Source organism: Dermatophilaceae bacterium Sec6.4 (assembly GCA_039636865.1).
Classification (GTDB): domain Bacteria; phylum Actinomycetota; class Actinomycetes; order Actinomycetales; family Dermatophilaceae; genus Allobranchiibius.
In genome coordinates this window covers 1,609,249-1,622,488 of the sequence record CP144172.1, presented here as the reverse complement: position 1 = coordinate 1,622,488, position 13,240 = coordinate 1,609,249, and the positions used below count along the sequence as shown (strand labels likewise).

General features: G+C 62.9%; 14 protein-coding genes. 5 read left to right on the top strand and 9 right to left on the bottom strand.

The genetic code is table 11. The annotated features are described in order from the left end of the window. Nucleotides 1–15: 15 nt before the first annotated feature. The 5 genes from V3G39_07925 to V3G39_07905 are packed head-to-tail and all read right to left on the bottom strand — an operon-like array spanning nucleotide 16 to nucleotide 3,828. Nucleotides 16–999, bottom strand: a complete 984-nt coding sequence (locus V3G39_07925) for a DUF1839 family protein (GenBank protein XAS77949.1) — start codon at nucleotides 997–999, stop codon at nucleotides 16–18. Then, entirely contained in the window at nucleotides 996–1,919 is a 924-nt protein-coding gene (locus V3G39_07920) for an amino acid--[acyl-carrier-protein] ligase (protein XAS77948.1), read from the bottom strand. Before V3G39_07920 ends, V3G39_07925 begins: the two co-directional genes overlap by 4 nt. 4 nt (nucleotides 1,920–1,923) lie before the next feature. After that, on the bottom strand, nucleotides 1,924–3,102 hold the full coding sequence (locus tag V3G39_07915; protein ID XAS77947.1) for an acyl-CoA dehydrogenase family protein: 1,179 nt from the start codon (nucleotides 3,100–3,102) through the stop codon (nucleotides 1,924–1,926). Continuing rightward, the gene (locus V3G39_07910) at nucleotides 3,099–3,365 is read right to left on the bottom strand and encodes an acyl carrier protein (GenBank protein XAS77946.1); all 267 of its coding nucleotides are present in this window, start codon (nucleotides 3,363–3,365) and stop codon (nucleotides 3,099–3,101) included. The genes V3G39_07915 and V3G39_07910 overlap by 4 nt, the downstream gene beginning before the upstream one ends. Nucleotides 3,366–3,387: 22 nt before the next feature. After that, a complete protein-coding gene (locus V3G39_07905; protein XAS77945.1) occupies nucleotides 3,388–3,828 on the bottom strand; it encodes a holo-ACP synthase in 441 nt (146 codons plus the stop codon). Between the two features lie 120 nt (nucleotides 3,829–3,948). On the opposite strand from V3G39_07905, the gene V3G39_07900 reads away from it, so the two are divergent. Further along, on the top strand, nucleotides 3,949–4,887 hold the full coding sequence (locus V3G39_07900; protein XAS77944.1) for a glycosyltransferase family 2 protein: 939 nt from the start codon (nucleotides 3,949–3,951) through the stop codon (nucleotides 4,885–4,887). Between the two features lie 10 nt (nucleotides 4,888–4,897). On the opposite strand, the gene V3G39_07895 is transcribed toward V3G39_07900, so the two are convergent. Continuing rightward, complete coding sequence (locus V3G39_07895) at nucleotides 4,898–5,566, bottom strand: polysaccharide deacetylase family protein (protein ID XAS77943.1); 669 nt, start codon at nucleotides 5,564–5,566, stop codon at nucleotides 4,898–4,900. A gap of 176 nt (nucleotides 5,567–5,742) precedes the next feature. Between V3G39_07895 and V3G39_07890 the strand changes: the two genes are divergently transcribed. Together V3G39_07890 and V3G39_07885 are read left to right on the top strand one after the other, a co-directional pair. Further along, on the top strand, nucleotides 5,743–6,729 hold the full coding sequence (locus V3G39_07890; protein XAS77942.1) for a glycosyltransferase: 987 nt from the start codon (nucleotides 5,743–5,745) through the stop codon (nucleotides 6,727–6,729). Between the two features lie 75 nt (nucleotides 6,730–6,804). Further along, entirely contained in the window at nucleotides 6,805–8,313 is a 1,509-nt protein-coding gene (locus tag V3G39_07885) for an oligosaccharide flippase family protein (GenBank protein XAS77941.1), read from the top strand. Here V3G39_07885 and V3G39_07880 read toward each other — a convergent pair. Further along, complete coding sequence (locus V3G39_07880) at nucleotides 8,237–8,884, bottom strand: flavin reductase family protein (GenBank protein ID XAS77940.1); 648 nt, start codon at nucleotides 8,882–8,884, stop codon at nucleotides 8,237–8,239. The two genes, V3G39_07885 and V3G39_07880, sit on opposite strands and share 77 nt — an antisense overlap. A gap of 126 nt (nucleotides 8,885–9,010) precedes the next feature. Next, nucleotides 9,011–10,081, bottom strand: a complete 1,071-nt coding sequence (locus V3G39_07875) for a GNAT family N-acetyltransferase (GenBank protein XAS77939.1) — start codon at nucleotides 10,079–10,081, stop codon at nucleotides 9,011–9,013. Between the two features lie 227 nt (nucleotides 10,082–10,308). On the opposite strand from V3G39_07875, the gene V3G39_07870 reads away from it, so the two are divergent. Next, on the top strand, nucleotides 10,309–11,193 hold the full coding sequence (locus V3G39_07870) for a glycosyltransferase (protein XAS77938.1): 885 nt from the start codon (nucleotides 10,309–10,311) through the stop codon (nucleotides 11,191–11,193). A 299-nt stretch (nucleotides 11,194–11,492) separates the two neighbouring features. Next, nucleotides 11,493–12,209 carry a hypothetical protein gene (locus V3G39_07865; GenBank protein ID XAS77937.1) on the top strand — a complete coding sequence of 239 codons (717 nt, stop codon included), beginning with the start codon at nucleotides 11,493–11,495 and terminating at the stop codon, nucleotides 12,207–12,209. 98 nt (nucleotides 12,210–12,307) lie between these two features. Here the strand turns inward: V3G39_07865 and V3G39_07860 are convergent, their stop codons facing one another. Next, on the bottom strand, nucleotides 12,308–13,240 hold the full coding sequence (locus tag V3G39_07860; protein ID XAS77936.1) for a hypothetical protein: 933 nt from the start codon (nucleotides 13,238–13,240) through the stop codon (nucleotides 12,308–12,310).

Genomic DNA, 13,240 nt, shown 5'->3' with positions numbered 1-13,240 from the left:
CAGCGCCTGCGCACGTCACAACCCGACAGCGCGAGCCGACATGGCCTGCGCCAGGTCCCAGTCCTGCGCCATCGACGCGAGGGTGGATCCGAACTCGGCGTTGCGGCCACGGGCAACCCGCGCCAGAACGAACTGCAGTGACTTGGCGGATCCAGCGAGCGCATCCCAATGCGCCGCTGCCTCGGTGAGCTCCGGACAACCCCCGGTCCGCTCGGCCAACCAGCGGCAAAATGCGGCGGCCATCTGCGAGGACGCACCGCACTGCCGCAGGGTGCCGAAAGCCCACAGGTGAAATGCCTCGAGGCTGTTCGCCTGCAACCAGGCCACATCGGTCGCAATTCGCTCAGCCATCCGCGCCACCGGGTTGTCCCTGGGACGCTGCGCGATGTGGTCGGCAAGCAGACCGAGCGCGATCTCGGTGGTCTCATCGTGCGACCTCTGAGTCATCCGCTCCATCCGGATGATCTCGACGTATGGCGGAAGTGCCGCGCTGCCTGACCCCTCGCCGACCCCGAAGACACCGTCGAAGTCAGTACCCTCCAGTTCGAAATATCCGGCGTTGTGGAAGTAACCGAGTCGCCGCTTTTCGACATCGACCAGGTTGGGGACGATCGTCGATTTCACCGCGTCGATCTGGTAAGAGACACCGGCCGTGTCCGGCAGGTAGTAGGAATTGGTCTCCATTGTGAGGAATCTGCCCAGGCGCAGCTGTTCGGTGACGTGCTGCAGAACCCCGCGCCAAGGGTTCATTTCGTGGACGTCGATTCCGTAGGCTCTGCGTAGATCCTCCGGTGGATACTTGAAGAACGTCCACTGATCACCTTCGAAATCGGTGCTCAGGGTGAACGCTGCAGCGGCGAGTGGGTCCAGCCTGAGGGAATGCAGAACCTCGATCCACACGTCGACATAGCAGTTGGTCTCTGTCCAGATCCGTTCTGTCGCGTGGATCGGATGCACCTGATAGGTGTCTGCCGACAACGGCAGAATCGAGCTTGTCATGGCCACAAACGGTGACGAACTGCGGCCGGCCACGCATCGGGGGCCATCCCGTGGGTGTGCAGCAACGCGAGGGTGATCCGCTCGAGTCCGAAACCGATACACGACGAATGCGCCACCGCGCCGTCGGCCGTGCGGATACCGAACGGTGCACCGAAATGGTCCAGGTGGTAGTTGCCGGAGGCAATGGCGGTCGGTTCCTCCCGGGAGGTAATGGGGCAGACGATTTCGAACTTCAGGTCGGTCTCCCTCTGATTGGCGGCCAACATCCGACCGGCTCGGCCGAAGAAGGGGTCGTTGGCAACCACCTTGTCCACCTCGAGGCCGAGGTCACTCAGCATCTCCAACCCTCGCTCCAGCCACCGGTCACGATGTTCGACAGCTGCTTCGGGCTCGCCGACGAAGACGAACTCGTGCTGGCGGAAGCTCTGCATCCGTGCCGGATCGACGCTCGGCTCGTGCCGGAAACAGAATCCCTGCACCTCGAACGTGCGCCCACCCGTGGGCAGGTCGCCGCTCAACCCCTCGTACAGCGGGTGGCAGGCGGCAGAACAGAGCATTACCTCGGCCGGGGTGAGCGCAGCTGTCCAGTCTTCGCCGGCATCCAGCATCCTCAGCAGTTCACTGTGGGCACGGTCATTACCTACGAAGGTGTCGATCGACCCGGTCAGATCGGGAAACGACCGCAGGTAATCGGTGCGGATGAAGGCATCGCGAGACATCAGCGGCCGGAAGTACATCAATGGTTCAGCGGTACCAGTACCTGCACTCTGAGCACACTGCTCCACTGCACGGACGATGCTCTCGAAGGTCCCCGACAGGTGGTAGATACCGTCCACCGAGCTGAGTCGCAGCACGCCGGCGTCGACCAGCTCATGACGGAAACGACTGCGTCGTTCTTCGATCGCGGGTGTGATCGACATGGGTTCAAACCCCCCTGCTCACCAGCAACAGTTGAGCGTTGTTCGCATTGATCCGATCGTTGTTGACCATGAGCTGGGCGCCGTAGGAGTCCCGGAGAAGCCTGGCCAGCGTGAAGGGACTCTTGTTCGCGTATCCCGCCATTCCACAAATGAGCAGGGCACGCTGGACGACGTCCACCACGAGGGTCGAGGCCGAGACCTTCAACGAGTTCATCGCGATGGCGAAGCTGATCGACGTCGTCTTCTCCGGGTTGTCGGAGATCTCCGAGTATCGGGCCCGGGCAGCAAACACCACGTCCTGGAACTGCTGCAGGACGGTGGTCAGCTCGGACAGACGCATCGCGTTCGGCGGTGTCATATCGGGATTCTTGCGCGCCGCGGCCTGCACGAACCGGCGCGCCTTGTCGGCTGCTGCTGACGCGATTCCGAACCACAGCGATGACCACAGAATGTGCGAGACCGGCAGCATCGTCTGACTGGAGATCTCTCCGTAGGGCACCGGCAAGATGTCGGTGGCGGGCCCCTCGGCGGTGAGGACGAATCCGAGGCTGCAGGTTCCACGAAACCCCATCGCATCCCAGGTCGACTTCTCCTCCAGCCCGAAACCGCCCTTTCGACACACGACGAGGACCTGATCATTCGGTGGGCTGTTCGGTGCGCGCCGTGCCGTCGCAAGAATGGCGTCCGCGTACTGCCCGTAGGAGATGACAGGCGCCTGTTTCTGCAGGGTGAAACGGTCCCCCTCGCGCTGCACTGCGCAACTACTCGTGCGCACGTTGCCACCGATACCCAGTTCCGTCGTGGCCGAGGCCAGCAAGAGCCCCTCCGTTGCCACCGACCTGGTGAAGGCACGCAGCTCATCGGAGTCTCCGTGCCGCACCAGGCAGGCAACCTGGATCTGGTGCATTGCGTAAACCATTGCGGCCGAGGAACAGTGCCGCGCCAGATCGGTCACCGACTCGGCCACCGACTCCAGGTTCAGGCCCAAGCCGCCGAGCTCGACGGGTATGAGTGCACCGAGCATGCCTGCCTCTCGGAGCGCGTCGATTGCTTCGCGAGGAAACCTGGATCTGCTGTCGACGTCATCCGCGGCCGGACCAGCGACGTCGGCTCCGATCTGTTCCCCGACCCGGCGCTCGGGCGCCTGGAACTGCCGCTCGTTGAGGTGTGTGATGGTGGTCATTTCGTCCCCTGTTCGTGCACTGCGGGTTCGACCCCGAGCGAAACCAACGCGGAAGCAATGGACACGATCGACTCGAAGGTGCCTTTCCGCAGTAGAGCGTCCGGAAATTCGATGTCGAAGGTGTCTTCCAGGCCGAGCATGACGTTGACGCTCGCATGGGACGTGAGGCCGGCGCGGTACAGATCGTCGCTGCGGCCGAGTGCCCCGACGCCCATCGGAAGTCGGCCGTAAGAGGCCAGGACCTCGCGGATCTCAGCGTCCATGGTGAAATTCCTTTCCCTCAGGCTATGTCGGGCCGATCTCCATCAGCCTCGTAGCAACGACCGTAGCCACGGCAAAGCCCGCGCTGTGACTTATTGAGAGAGAAAAAGTTTTCAGCTGTTGTGCCTGCGCCAACTCCTCGGCGGCACCCGTCAACGCAAGACCGACCCATCCGCCAGCGTGACGCACCACCTCGATATCGCGCCACCGGGGAACAAGTTCTGTCGGTCTCAGGACCTTCAACGTGGCTTCTTTGGCAGCGAATCTGCGAGCCAGACCCGGTGCCAGCACCGTTGCCGACGCGTCCGCCCCCCCGGCACAGTCCACCTCGTGGTCGGTAAAAATTCTGCCCAGGTAGCCCGCCCTGTGCTCGCGCAGCGCATCCTCAACCTCGGCCACGGACTGAATATCAGTGCCTACCCGAAGGTCAAGGTTTCCGGCACCGGTGCAGAAGTCGGGATTCACAGTTCGACGCTATCAGCGCCAATACCGCCGATTTCGGTGATGTTTCGCCAAAATTCGGCACATTCGAATCTTCCTCACTACCGTGACGCTGCACCAGGCGTAGCTGACGAAGGGATCCGAATGAAGTCGATCGCTGTGGTGGTGGTTCTCTTCAACAGTGCCCCGCTGCTACCCGACCTGATCGAGTCGCTTGCACCGGGGCTTGAAGGCACCGACTGGCAACTGATTCTGGTCGACAACGCGTCTACCGATGACTCCGTGGAGGTGGCACGACGGCTCGCGCCCGGCGCGACGATCCTGCAGACCGGTCGAAACGGCGGCTACTCCGCTGGGATCAATGCCGGCGTCGCTGCTGCGGGTGAGTTCTCTGCGGTGCTGGTGCTCAATCCGGATGTCCGGCTCGGGCCTGGCAGCGTCGCTCACCTGGTTCAGGGTCTCAGTACCCCCGGCACGGGGATTGCCATCCCGCGACTGACCGATGGTCGCGGCCGGCTCGTGAGCTCGATGCGGCGCGAGCCGACATTGTTGCGCGCCCTGGCAGATGCACTCGTCGGCGGTGAGCGTGCGGGGCGCATCGGTCTCCTCGGCGAGGTCGTGGCAGATCCCGCACAATACGAGACCGAGACCACGACGGACTGGGGTGAGGGATCCACCCAACTCATCAGCGCCGAGTGCTGGGCGAGGTGCGGAGGCTGGGACGAGTCCTTCTTCCTGTTCTCCGAAGAGGCCGAGTACGGCCTGCGCGCCCGAGGCGCTGGACTGGCTACTCGATTTGTACCGAGCGCACAGGCCACCCATCTGGAAGGTGGTTCGACGGCGAGTCCGGGGTCGTGGGCGTTGTTGTCGGCGAACAAGGTCCGTCTCTATACCCGTCGCAACGGCCACCTCCGCGCCACCGCTTTCTATCTGGTCGTGCTCGGCCGTGAGATCAGCCGGGCAATGCTCGGCAAGGCGACCTCTCGGGCGGCGGTCCGGGAACTGGTGAGCATGCCCCTACGCAACGAACGGCCCGGTCCACAGACTCTGACCCGCCACCAGCGCACGCCACGCGCACGATAAACAGTTGGGTCTACCGCAGCCGTTTGATGGCCACGATGGCCGACCGCTTGATCCGATAGCCCGGCCGACTGGCAGCCTGCAGCTGCTGCATCACCGATGCTGAACTGTCGGTGCCGGTAACGCTGAACCGTGGTTGAAACCAGGCCCCTGCGGATACCAGGCATCGGTCACTGGACGACACCTCGTCATAATCGTGCTCCCGCAGAGCCCGCAGGAGCACCCGGTCATAACGCCCGAGCGGGAGCGCAGCCTTCCTGACCGGCCGACCGACGGTATCCTCTATGACCCGCCGGGCATGGACGATTTCATCCTCGAACGCGTCGGCAGGTAAGTGCCGCCACGGGACGTGATGCATTCCGTGGGTGCCGATCTGCATCCCGGCGTCCACCAGCGCGGCCAGGTCACCGGATCCAAGAGACCCGGCGCTGCCGATACGCCCAGCGACAACATAGAACGTCGCACGCAGTCCCCGGGCGACCAATTCAGGGAGCACGGTATCGGCGTCGGAAATATTGCCGTCATCAAAACTCAGCGCGATATCGGCGCGTTCGGCAACGGTGTCCAGGATGGCGGTCAGCGTCTGCCGATCCACCCAGTAGGGACCTTCGCCCGGCTCCAGTTCCCGACGTGGTTCACCAACGCCGTGGAAGCAGATATTCGCGACAGTTTTCTGGCTCACATCGAAACCATGCTGACTCACTCGGGTCTGGGGAAGGGCTGCAGAACGTACCACGCCCCCGCGATAACGATGTGTCTATTCTTCCGCGCTGAGAGCCCGTGGACAATATCGGTCCATTGAGTTTTAGTCCGCCTAGTCTCATTTTCACGCATCCATAACGGTAAGGATGGAATGAGATGGTTGATCGGAACAGGGCCGGCACGACGTTGCTGATGGCCTCGACCGGAGGGCACCTGGAGCAGCTCCTCAGACTTCGAGATCGGCTTCAGCCCACGGTCGGACCGGTCGAGTGGGTCACGTTCGACGACCCGCAGTCCCGGTCGTTGCTCGCCGGCGAAGTTGTGCACCATGTGCCCTACGTCGCGCCACGCAATTTCAAGGCCGTGCTGAGCAATATCCCGGCTGCCCATCGGATTCTCAGTCAGGGCGACTACTCACGGATCGTCACGACAGGGTCTGCCATCGTCCTTTCGTTCCTACCCATCGCTCGAGCACGCAGAGTGCCGTGTCATTTCATCGAGAGCTCGGCCAGAGCGCAGGGTCCGAGCGTCACAGGGTCGATCGTGTCCCGCATCCCTGGCATGCATCTGTACACCCAGTACCCATCCTGGGCCGGTGATCGCTGGACCTGCGGAGGGTCGCTGTTCGACGTGTACGAGCCACGCCCCAGGCCTGATGGCCATCTCAATCGCGCCCAGCGGGTCGTGGTGACACTGGGCACGATGCGCACATATGGCTTCCGCCGCGCGGCCGAGGCTGTCGCCGCGCTCCTGCCCGCTGTCCTGGCTCCAGATGCCGAGGTGCTCTGGCAGACCGGGGTCACCGACGTCACCGGCCTGGGCATCGACGGTCTCGAATCGGTGACCGCAGCTGAGATGCGCTCGGCAGTCAAAGAGGCGGACCTGGTCATTGCGCATGCCGGAGTGGGATCCGCGCTCACAGCGCTGGACCTCGGCAAGATGCCGGTGCTGCTGCCCAGGCTCAAGACGCGATACAACGAAATGGTCGATGACCACCAGCTGATGATCGCGGCTGAGTTGGACAGTCGTGGAGTAGCGGTCAGTCGCGACCCCAACGAATTGACTGCCGATGATCTCATCTGGGCGATGAATCACTCGGTCGTGACGTCACAGGACCGGACTCCGTTCCTGCTGTCCACATAGTGCACGTCGGACGGTGCGCCGACCGCCGAACCTTGACAGTTGAGATGCCGGACCGGGGTCAGAAGGTGGCAGGACGTGGGTGATCTGATCGACCACCCGGATGCTGTGGGTCCTTCCCTGGGATCTCAGGTGCGCAAAGGGCTGGCCTGGAGCGTCGCCGGCGGCATCATGCTCCGGTCGGGAAATCTGCTGATCGGCATCGTGCTGGCACGACTGCTCGCTCCACAGGTCTTCGGGGTCTTCGCTGTCGCATTGACGGTCATGAGCGTTCTCATGACGCTGGCCGACCTCGGGTTGACCGCAGATCTGGTCAGGTCCGACGACTTCGAGCGTCGGGCTCCGACAGTGAGCACCCTCTCGCTGGCAACAGGCGCGATCCTGACCGTGGTCATGATCGCGCTCTCGGGAAGCATCGCTCGCGGTATGGGCGCACCGAGCGCCACCCCCGTCATCCAGGTCCTTTCGTTGAACCTGCTGCTGTCCGGGCTCGGGGTGGAACCGAATGCGATGCTACTGCGATCGTTTCGGCAGAAAACCATCTTCCACACTAATTTCAGTGCGTTCATCGTCAGCAACACCGCGCTCATCGTCCTGGTTCTGATGGGGTGGGGCCCGATGGCGTTGGCAGTTACCCGACTGCTCGCTCACGCAATCACGACTGCGCTGCAGTTCCTCCTCACCCGAACCACTCTCAGGCTCGGGTTCGACCGGGAGATCGCGCGTTCGGCGTTGCGGTTCGGAATACCTGTCGCCGGTGTCAACCTCATTGCTGCACTCATGCTGGGCCTGGACACCATCGTCATCGCCCGGGTGCTCGGTGAGGTCGCACTCGGCTTCTACGTGCTGGCCTTCAACATCTCGAACTGGCCGACCACCGTCATCGGTAACGCGATCGCCAACGTGGCGCTGCCGGCGTTCTCTCGTACTTATGCGGACCGATTGCGCGAGACTTTCTACAACTCGGTCTCCCTCACGTGGTCCGCGGCTCTGTTCATCGGTGTGGCGCTGGTAGCGCTGGCAGATCCGCTGATCAAGTTCGTCTACGGCGACACGTGGCTTCCGTCGGCGAACGTCCTCGGCATCCTCGGGTTGTTCGGGGCGCTCAAAGTCGTCTTCGACCTCACGGCCCAATATCTGTTCTCTCAGGGCTCGTCGCGGTCGGTCATGTGGTTGAACCTGGGATCGATGGCGGCCCTCGCGCCGGCGATGATCATCGGTGCAGAGATGTACGGCATCGATGGCGGCGCCACGGCACGCCTGCTCGTCGGCGTCGTCGTGACTCTTCCGCTTGTGCTGCTATCGCTTCGGGCCGTGCCCGGCTCAGGACGGATGCTCTTCAAAGCTATCTGGCCCCCGCTCATAGCCGCTGTCCCAGCCGGATTGTTGGGCCGGTTGATCGCTACTTATCTGGGGACGCCCATCCTTGCGCTGGTCGTCGGTGGCCTCGCCATGACCGGCACCTACTATCTCTTCCTGCGTCGCCGGATCATGCCGCAACTGGCCGCCGTCAGAGCAACCAGCGATACCCGCCACGATGGAAGAGCAGTGGGTGCTGACCCGGTCCCGAACGAGATACCGTCCTGACGGCGCCAACAATGATGTCGTGATCACCGGCGGGATACACCGCGGACGTTTCGCACTCCACCTGCGCGACGGAACTACTGATCAATGCGACACCGGTGGCAGGTCCACGGTCGAAGCGAATCGCTTCGAGTTGGCCGTTGCGCTCTCGGCCCGGCCGGGCGAACTGAGTGGACAATGCGTGCGACGTGGCGTCCAGCACGCTGACCCCCCATTGCTCCGCCTCGATGATTGCTTCGTAAAACCTTGCTGTTTTGGCGATACACACCAGGATCAGCGGGGGCTCCAGCGACACCGAGGTGACGGAGTTGGCCGTCATCGCGACATCGTCGCCTTCCCAGAACGTCGTGATCACACATACCCCCGTGGCCAGGCAACCCATGGCATCGCGCAGCGACCGCGGCGTGGCGGTCTCGAACGATCGTGGGTCCTGGGTCGCGCCGGCGTCCAGTTGGATGGAGGAGAACCGCAGCGCGACCGTGGCAGCATCGACATACGCCGCTGCATCGTCGGCCTCGACCTCCTGGGACGCGTGATCGGATAACCAACCATCTGTGACCGAAGGGCGCACCATGTCTCTCATCGTATGCGCCGATCAACTTCTGTGCGGGTTGCCGCTGGTGGGGTGCGTGCACGGTGGGATGCCCAGGGCACCGGATGTTCCGTGATCGTGCCGACAGGGGGCGGACGGCCCGTGAAGTCAGCGCCCGAGCGCACGAGCGACACGTTTGAGACCTGGTGCAAGTTCACTGTGTCGAAGCCATTCCCGCGCGGTTCGTTGTGATGCCAGTCCGGTGTGCACGATGCGCGAGGCCGAGACAAATCCTTCGCCCACAGCGACCTCGCCGGTCTTCGCATGGCGCTTGAACATGTCCTCACCGCGACCGAGATCGATGCGGGTGATCCCGAGGTCCGGCGCTGCAGCTACCTGCTCACGGAGCAGAATCCATCCCGGTGCCAGCCCGGAAAACTCAGGTTCGTACACCGGAAACCACCAGTGCAGAACATTGTCCGCCCGGATACCGAAGTGAGCTGCGACCAGTGTTTCTCCGAAGTGAACGGCCGACAGCACACCGGTGAACGAGGTATTACGCAACGCGAGCAGGTGATGCATCAGGTCGACTCGCTCCGGCTGAGCGAAGTAGTCGCGTGCATCGGTTTTTTTGTACTGCTGCCGCTTGAGCGCGATGACCTGATCGAGCAGAGCATCGGACGTGGAGTCGGATGTGAAGCGGAGCGGGCCGATATCGCGGGTCGCACTTTCAGTGCGTCGGCGAGCCTGAGTCATGTTCGAGCGACCGGACTTCGACGTGCGGGTCAGATAACCCTCGAGGCCGCCGGTGGTGTCGAGAAAGGGCGAGGGGCGCCAGGTCTGCACCTCGGCCCTCACAGCGGGTGCGCTGTCGGTGAGGTGGTCGAACAGCAGCAGAGATGCGCGCGTGGCGGACAGGACACAGGAAGGGGCCAGCGTGGCAGTACCGATGGGTCCCTGGAAATCGGCAGCCGGCCAGCCAACCGGTCGGAGGACCCGGCCACGCCTGTGCATCGGCCAGATTGCCACGACATCGCCGGAACGGTCCCGACCAAAGACGACGGTAACGGCCGGACCACAGTGATCGACAGCCTGCGCGAAGCCGGGGTGGAAGAACGGACTGTCGAACGCCGGGTCGGCATCACGAAATCCTCGCCATGCGGCCAACACATCGGGTGGTAACTGGCCGTACGACACAGCATGCACGCTGACGGCGCGCGATCTCACGTCCCTTGGCACGCTGGCCACGGTACGTGCGACAGCACCGAGCTGCCGCGCATCTGCAGAACTGAACATGTCGATCAATAAGTCGGCAGGGTAAGCATTTGTTACTGCATCATCTGGAGCGAGAGCGTCCGCCACACCGGTCACATCCGGGGCAGGTGTGGATGTGACCGGGCTGTCGAAGCATCCGGCAGTCGGTGACGCAGGGCCTGATCCGATGAGCGTACGAAGGGATGACCGCCGTGACGAGCATCGTGATAGCGGCCCACAACGAAGCCGCGGTGATCGGTCGTTGCCTCGACGGGCTACTGGGCGGCTCACGGCCGCAGGAGTTCGAAGTTGTCGTGGTGGCGAATGGGTGCACCGACCGCACTGCGGATGTTGCGCGCCAGCGAACCGGTGTACACGTGATTGAGCTGGCTCGACCTGGTAAGGCGGGTGCGCTCAACGCGGGTGATGCTGCGGTTGGCAGCTATCCCAGGATCTACCTCGACGCCGACATTCTGGTGACAGCAGCGGGCATTCGCCTCCTGCAGCACACCCTCGTCGATGCCACCGATCCACCGTTGGCGGCCTATCCACGCCGGGAGCTCGAGGTGCGGGGCCGCCCGCTGTCGGTGCGCGCATATTACGCGGTCAGCAGCCGCTTGCCGGCCTTCGAGAACGGCCTGTTCGGGCGTGGACTGATTGCCCTGTCCGAGGAAGGTCGTCGCCGATTCGACGTATTCCCGGAGATGATTGCCGATGACCTCTTCCTAGATGCGCAGTTCCGTTCCGAGGAACGATGCCTCGTATCTTCAGTGAGCACGAAGATCGCCACTCCACTGCATATGCGCGACCTGGTGAATCGGCTGGTGAGGGTTCGGCGGGGCAACGCCGCGATGCGCGCAGCCGCACGGGACGGTATGGTCGACGCCCCTGTCCGTGCTGCTGACCGGATGTCCTGGCTGCGGGACGTCGTGGTTCCTCATCCGTGGCTCGCACCTGCAGCAGCGGTCTACGTCGTAGTAACTGCCTGGGCCGCGGTGCGTGCACGCCGCCCGGTTGCGGATGCGCAAGTTTGGGAGCGCGACGACTCAACGCGTGTATCGGACGACCTCCACGAGTCGACGGCGTGCGCACGCTAGATCCGGCCCGGTGGAGGCCTGGTGGGGAACACAGCGGCACAGCCTGGATCGCGATCGCTATCGCCATCGGGTTGCTCGTTTCGGCCGTGACCTTCGTCGCTGGTTGCAGCCGCAGTCCACGGTCCGGTTCGGCCACCACCCCACGTGCCGAGGCGCAGTCCCGTCAGCCGGCTCCGTCGAGGACGGCACCTGGCGCCTACCAACGATCCGCCTACCCGAATGGGTCGAACACTGGTGTTCCCGCTGGTACGACGCTGGCACCATATACCGGTCCGTGCACCATCAGAGATGACTCGACGGTGACCATCACGGCCAAAGACGTCACCGCCAAATGTGACGCGTTGCTCGCCTACAACGGGTCGTTCGTGATCAGTGACTCGAAGCTGCCGAGGGTGGAAGCGGACTGGCCAGGCACAGTCTCGGTGACCGACTCGAACATTTTCGCAGGTAACCAATCCACGTTCAGCGCCGCAATCTCCTACAACCTGACCTCCCCAAAATCGCAGTACAACCTGGTCATCAGACGAACTGACATCTCCGGTGGAAAAGACTCGGTTGAATGCCGTGGCAACTGTGACGTGCAGGACTCCTACCTGCATGGGCAACGCTCCTATGGTGGGGCGCACATCCAGGGGTTTCTGACCAGTGGCGGTAACCACATTCTGTTGCGGCACAATTCGATCGCCTGCGACCCACCCACTGGACAAGGCGATGGCTGTACCGCGGACGTGGCGCTCTTCGGGGACTTGGCGCAGGTCAACGACGTGATCATCGACCGCAATTTGATGCTCGGTGGGCCCGATCCGTCGTTCTGCCTCTACGGCGGCTACCAGCCGGGCAAGAAATACCCGGTGTCCACCAACGTGGTGATGACGAACAACGTTTTCCAGAAAGGTCCATACGGCAAATGTGGTCACTACGGCCCGACAACTTCCATCAACACCAGCGCCCCTGGCACCGTCTACACCGGGAATGTGTGGACCGACGGAACCCCGGTAGCGGCGGTTCAACAATGAGTACGCGTGATCTCGAGTACCGGACGGGCGCACAGCGTTCAAGGGTTCTTCGCACTTGAGGGTGGGACGAGAAGGACCCTCAAGTGCGAAGGGCCCGGTTAGGTAGCCAGAGAGGCCAACGCCCCGCCTACCCCAACACGACTCGGCCTCCACAGCTCATCAACCAGATCATGCGTCGCCCGAATGTTCCGGCGGCTCGACGCACCGAACACGATGGACTCGATATTCTCGTGTTCGCAGACCCATTCCAATGCCTCGCGGGGCGGGATCGCGCCCGATGCGAAGATCGACATTGCGACGGCTCGGAAGCGGCGGTTACGCAACGCATCCTCGTAGGCATCAACTCCACCGCACATGCGGAAGCCGATCTTGTTGATGTTGGAGCACACAATCGGGTTCTCGACGCCGACGCGGTCGAGGGTGTCCAGGAGCATCGGCAGGTTCATGGTGATGAAACCGGGCTCCGCGTTGTACCGCTTGCGGATGTGATCAGCAAAGATCGCAAACGCGTCGTCGAATCCAAGCCCCAGCAGGAGATCCACGACCACGTTCTGCAGGAAGATCACGGGCGTCGACAGGCCCTTGAACATCGACATCTCGGCATCGACCAGTAACGTTGTGACACCCTCGATATCCTTGCCGGCCAGCGATCGGCCGCCGCGTAAGGCAGCGTTGAGCATGCCCTCCTGGGGTAGGAAGCGCCTGATCGCGCCGAGCATGCCGGAGTCGGTGACGGCGTTCGCGTACTTGTGCGCATAGGGCATGGAAGGAGCGAACGACATCCCTTCGTAACGGTCGGGATGAGCCCGCACATGGTCGCAGATCAGCGACACCCGATCATGCGTTGTACACATGAAGGTCCGAACGCCCTCGTCATAGGCCGCATCGATCACCTGGATGATGGCCTCGATGTCCTGAAACTGCAGAGTCTGCGCGCGCGCTCGATCTTCGGACATGTGGTTTATACCGAAGAATTGGTTGTCCCCGAGCATCAGCCGATCAATGGCCGGGGCCTGTTTCGTGTCAATCAT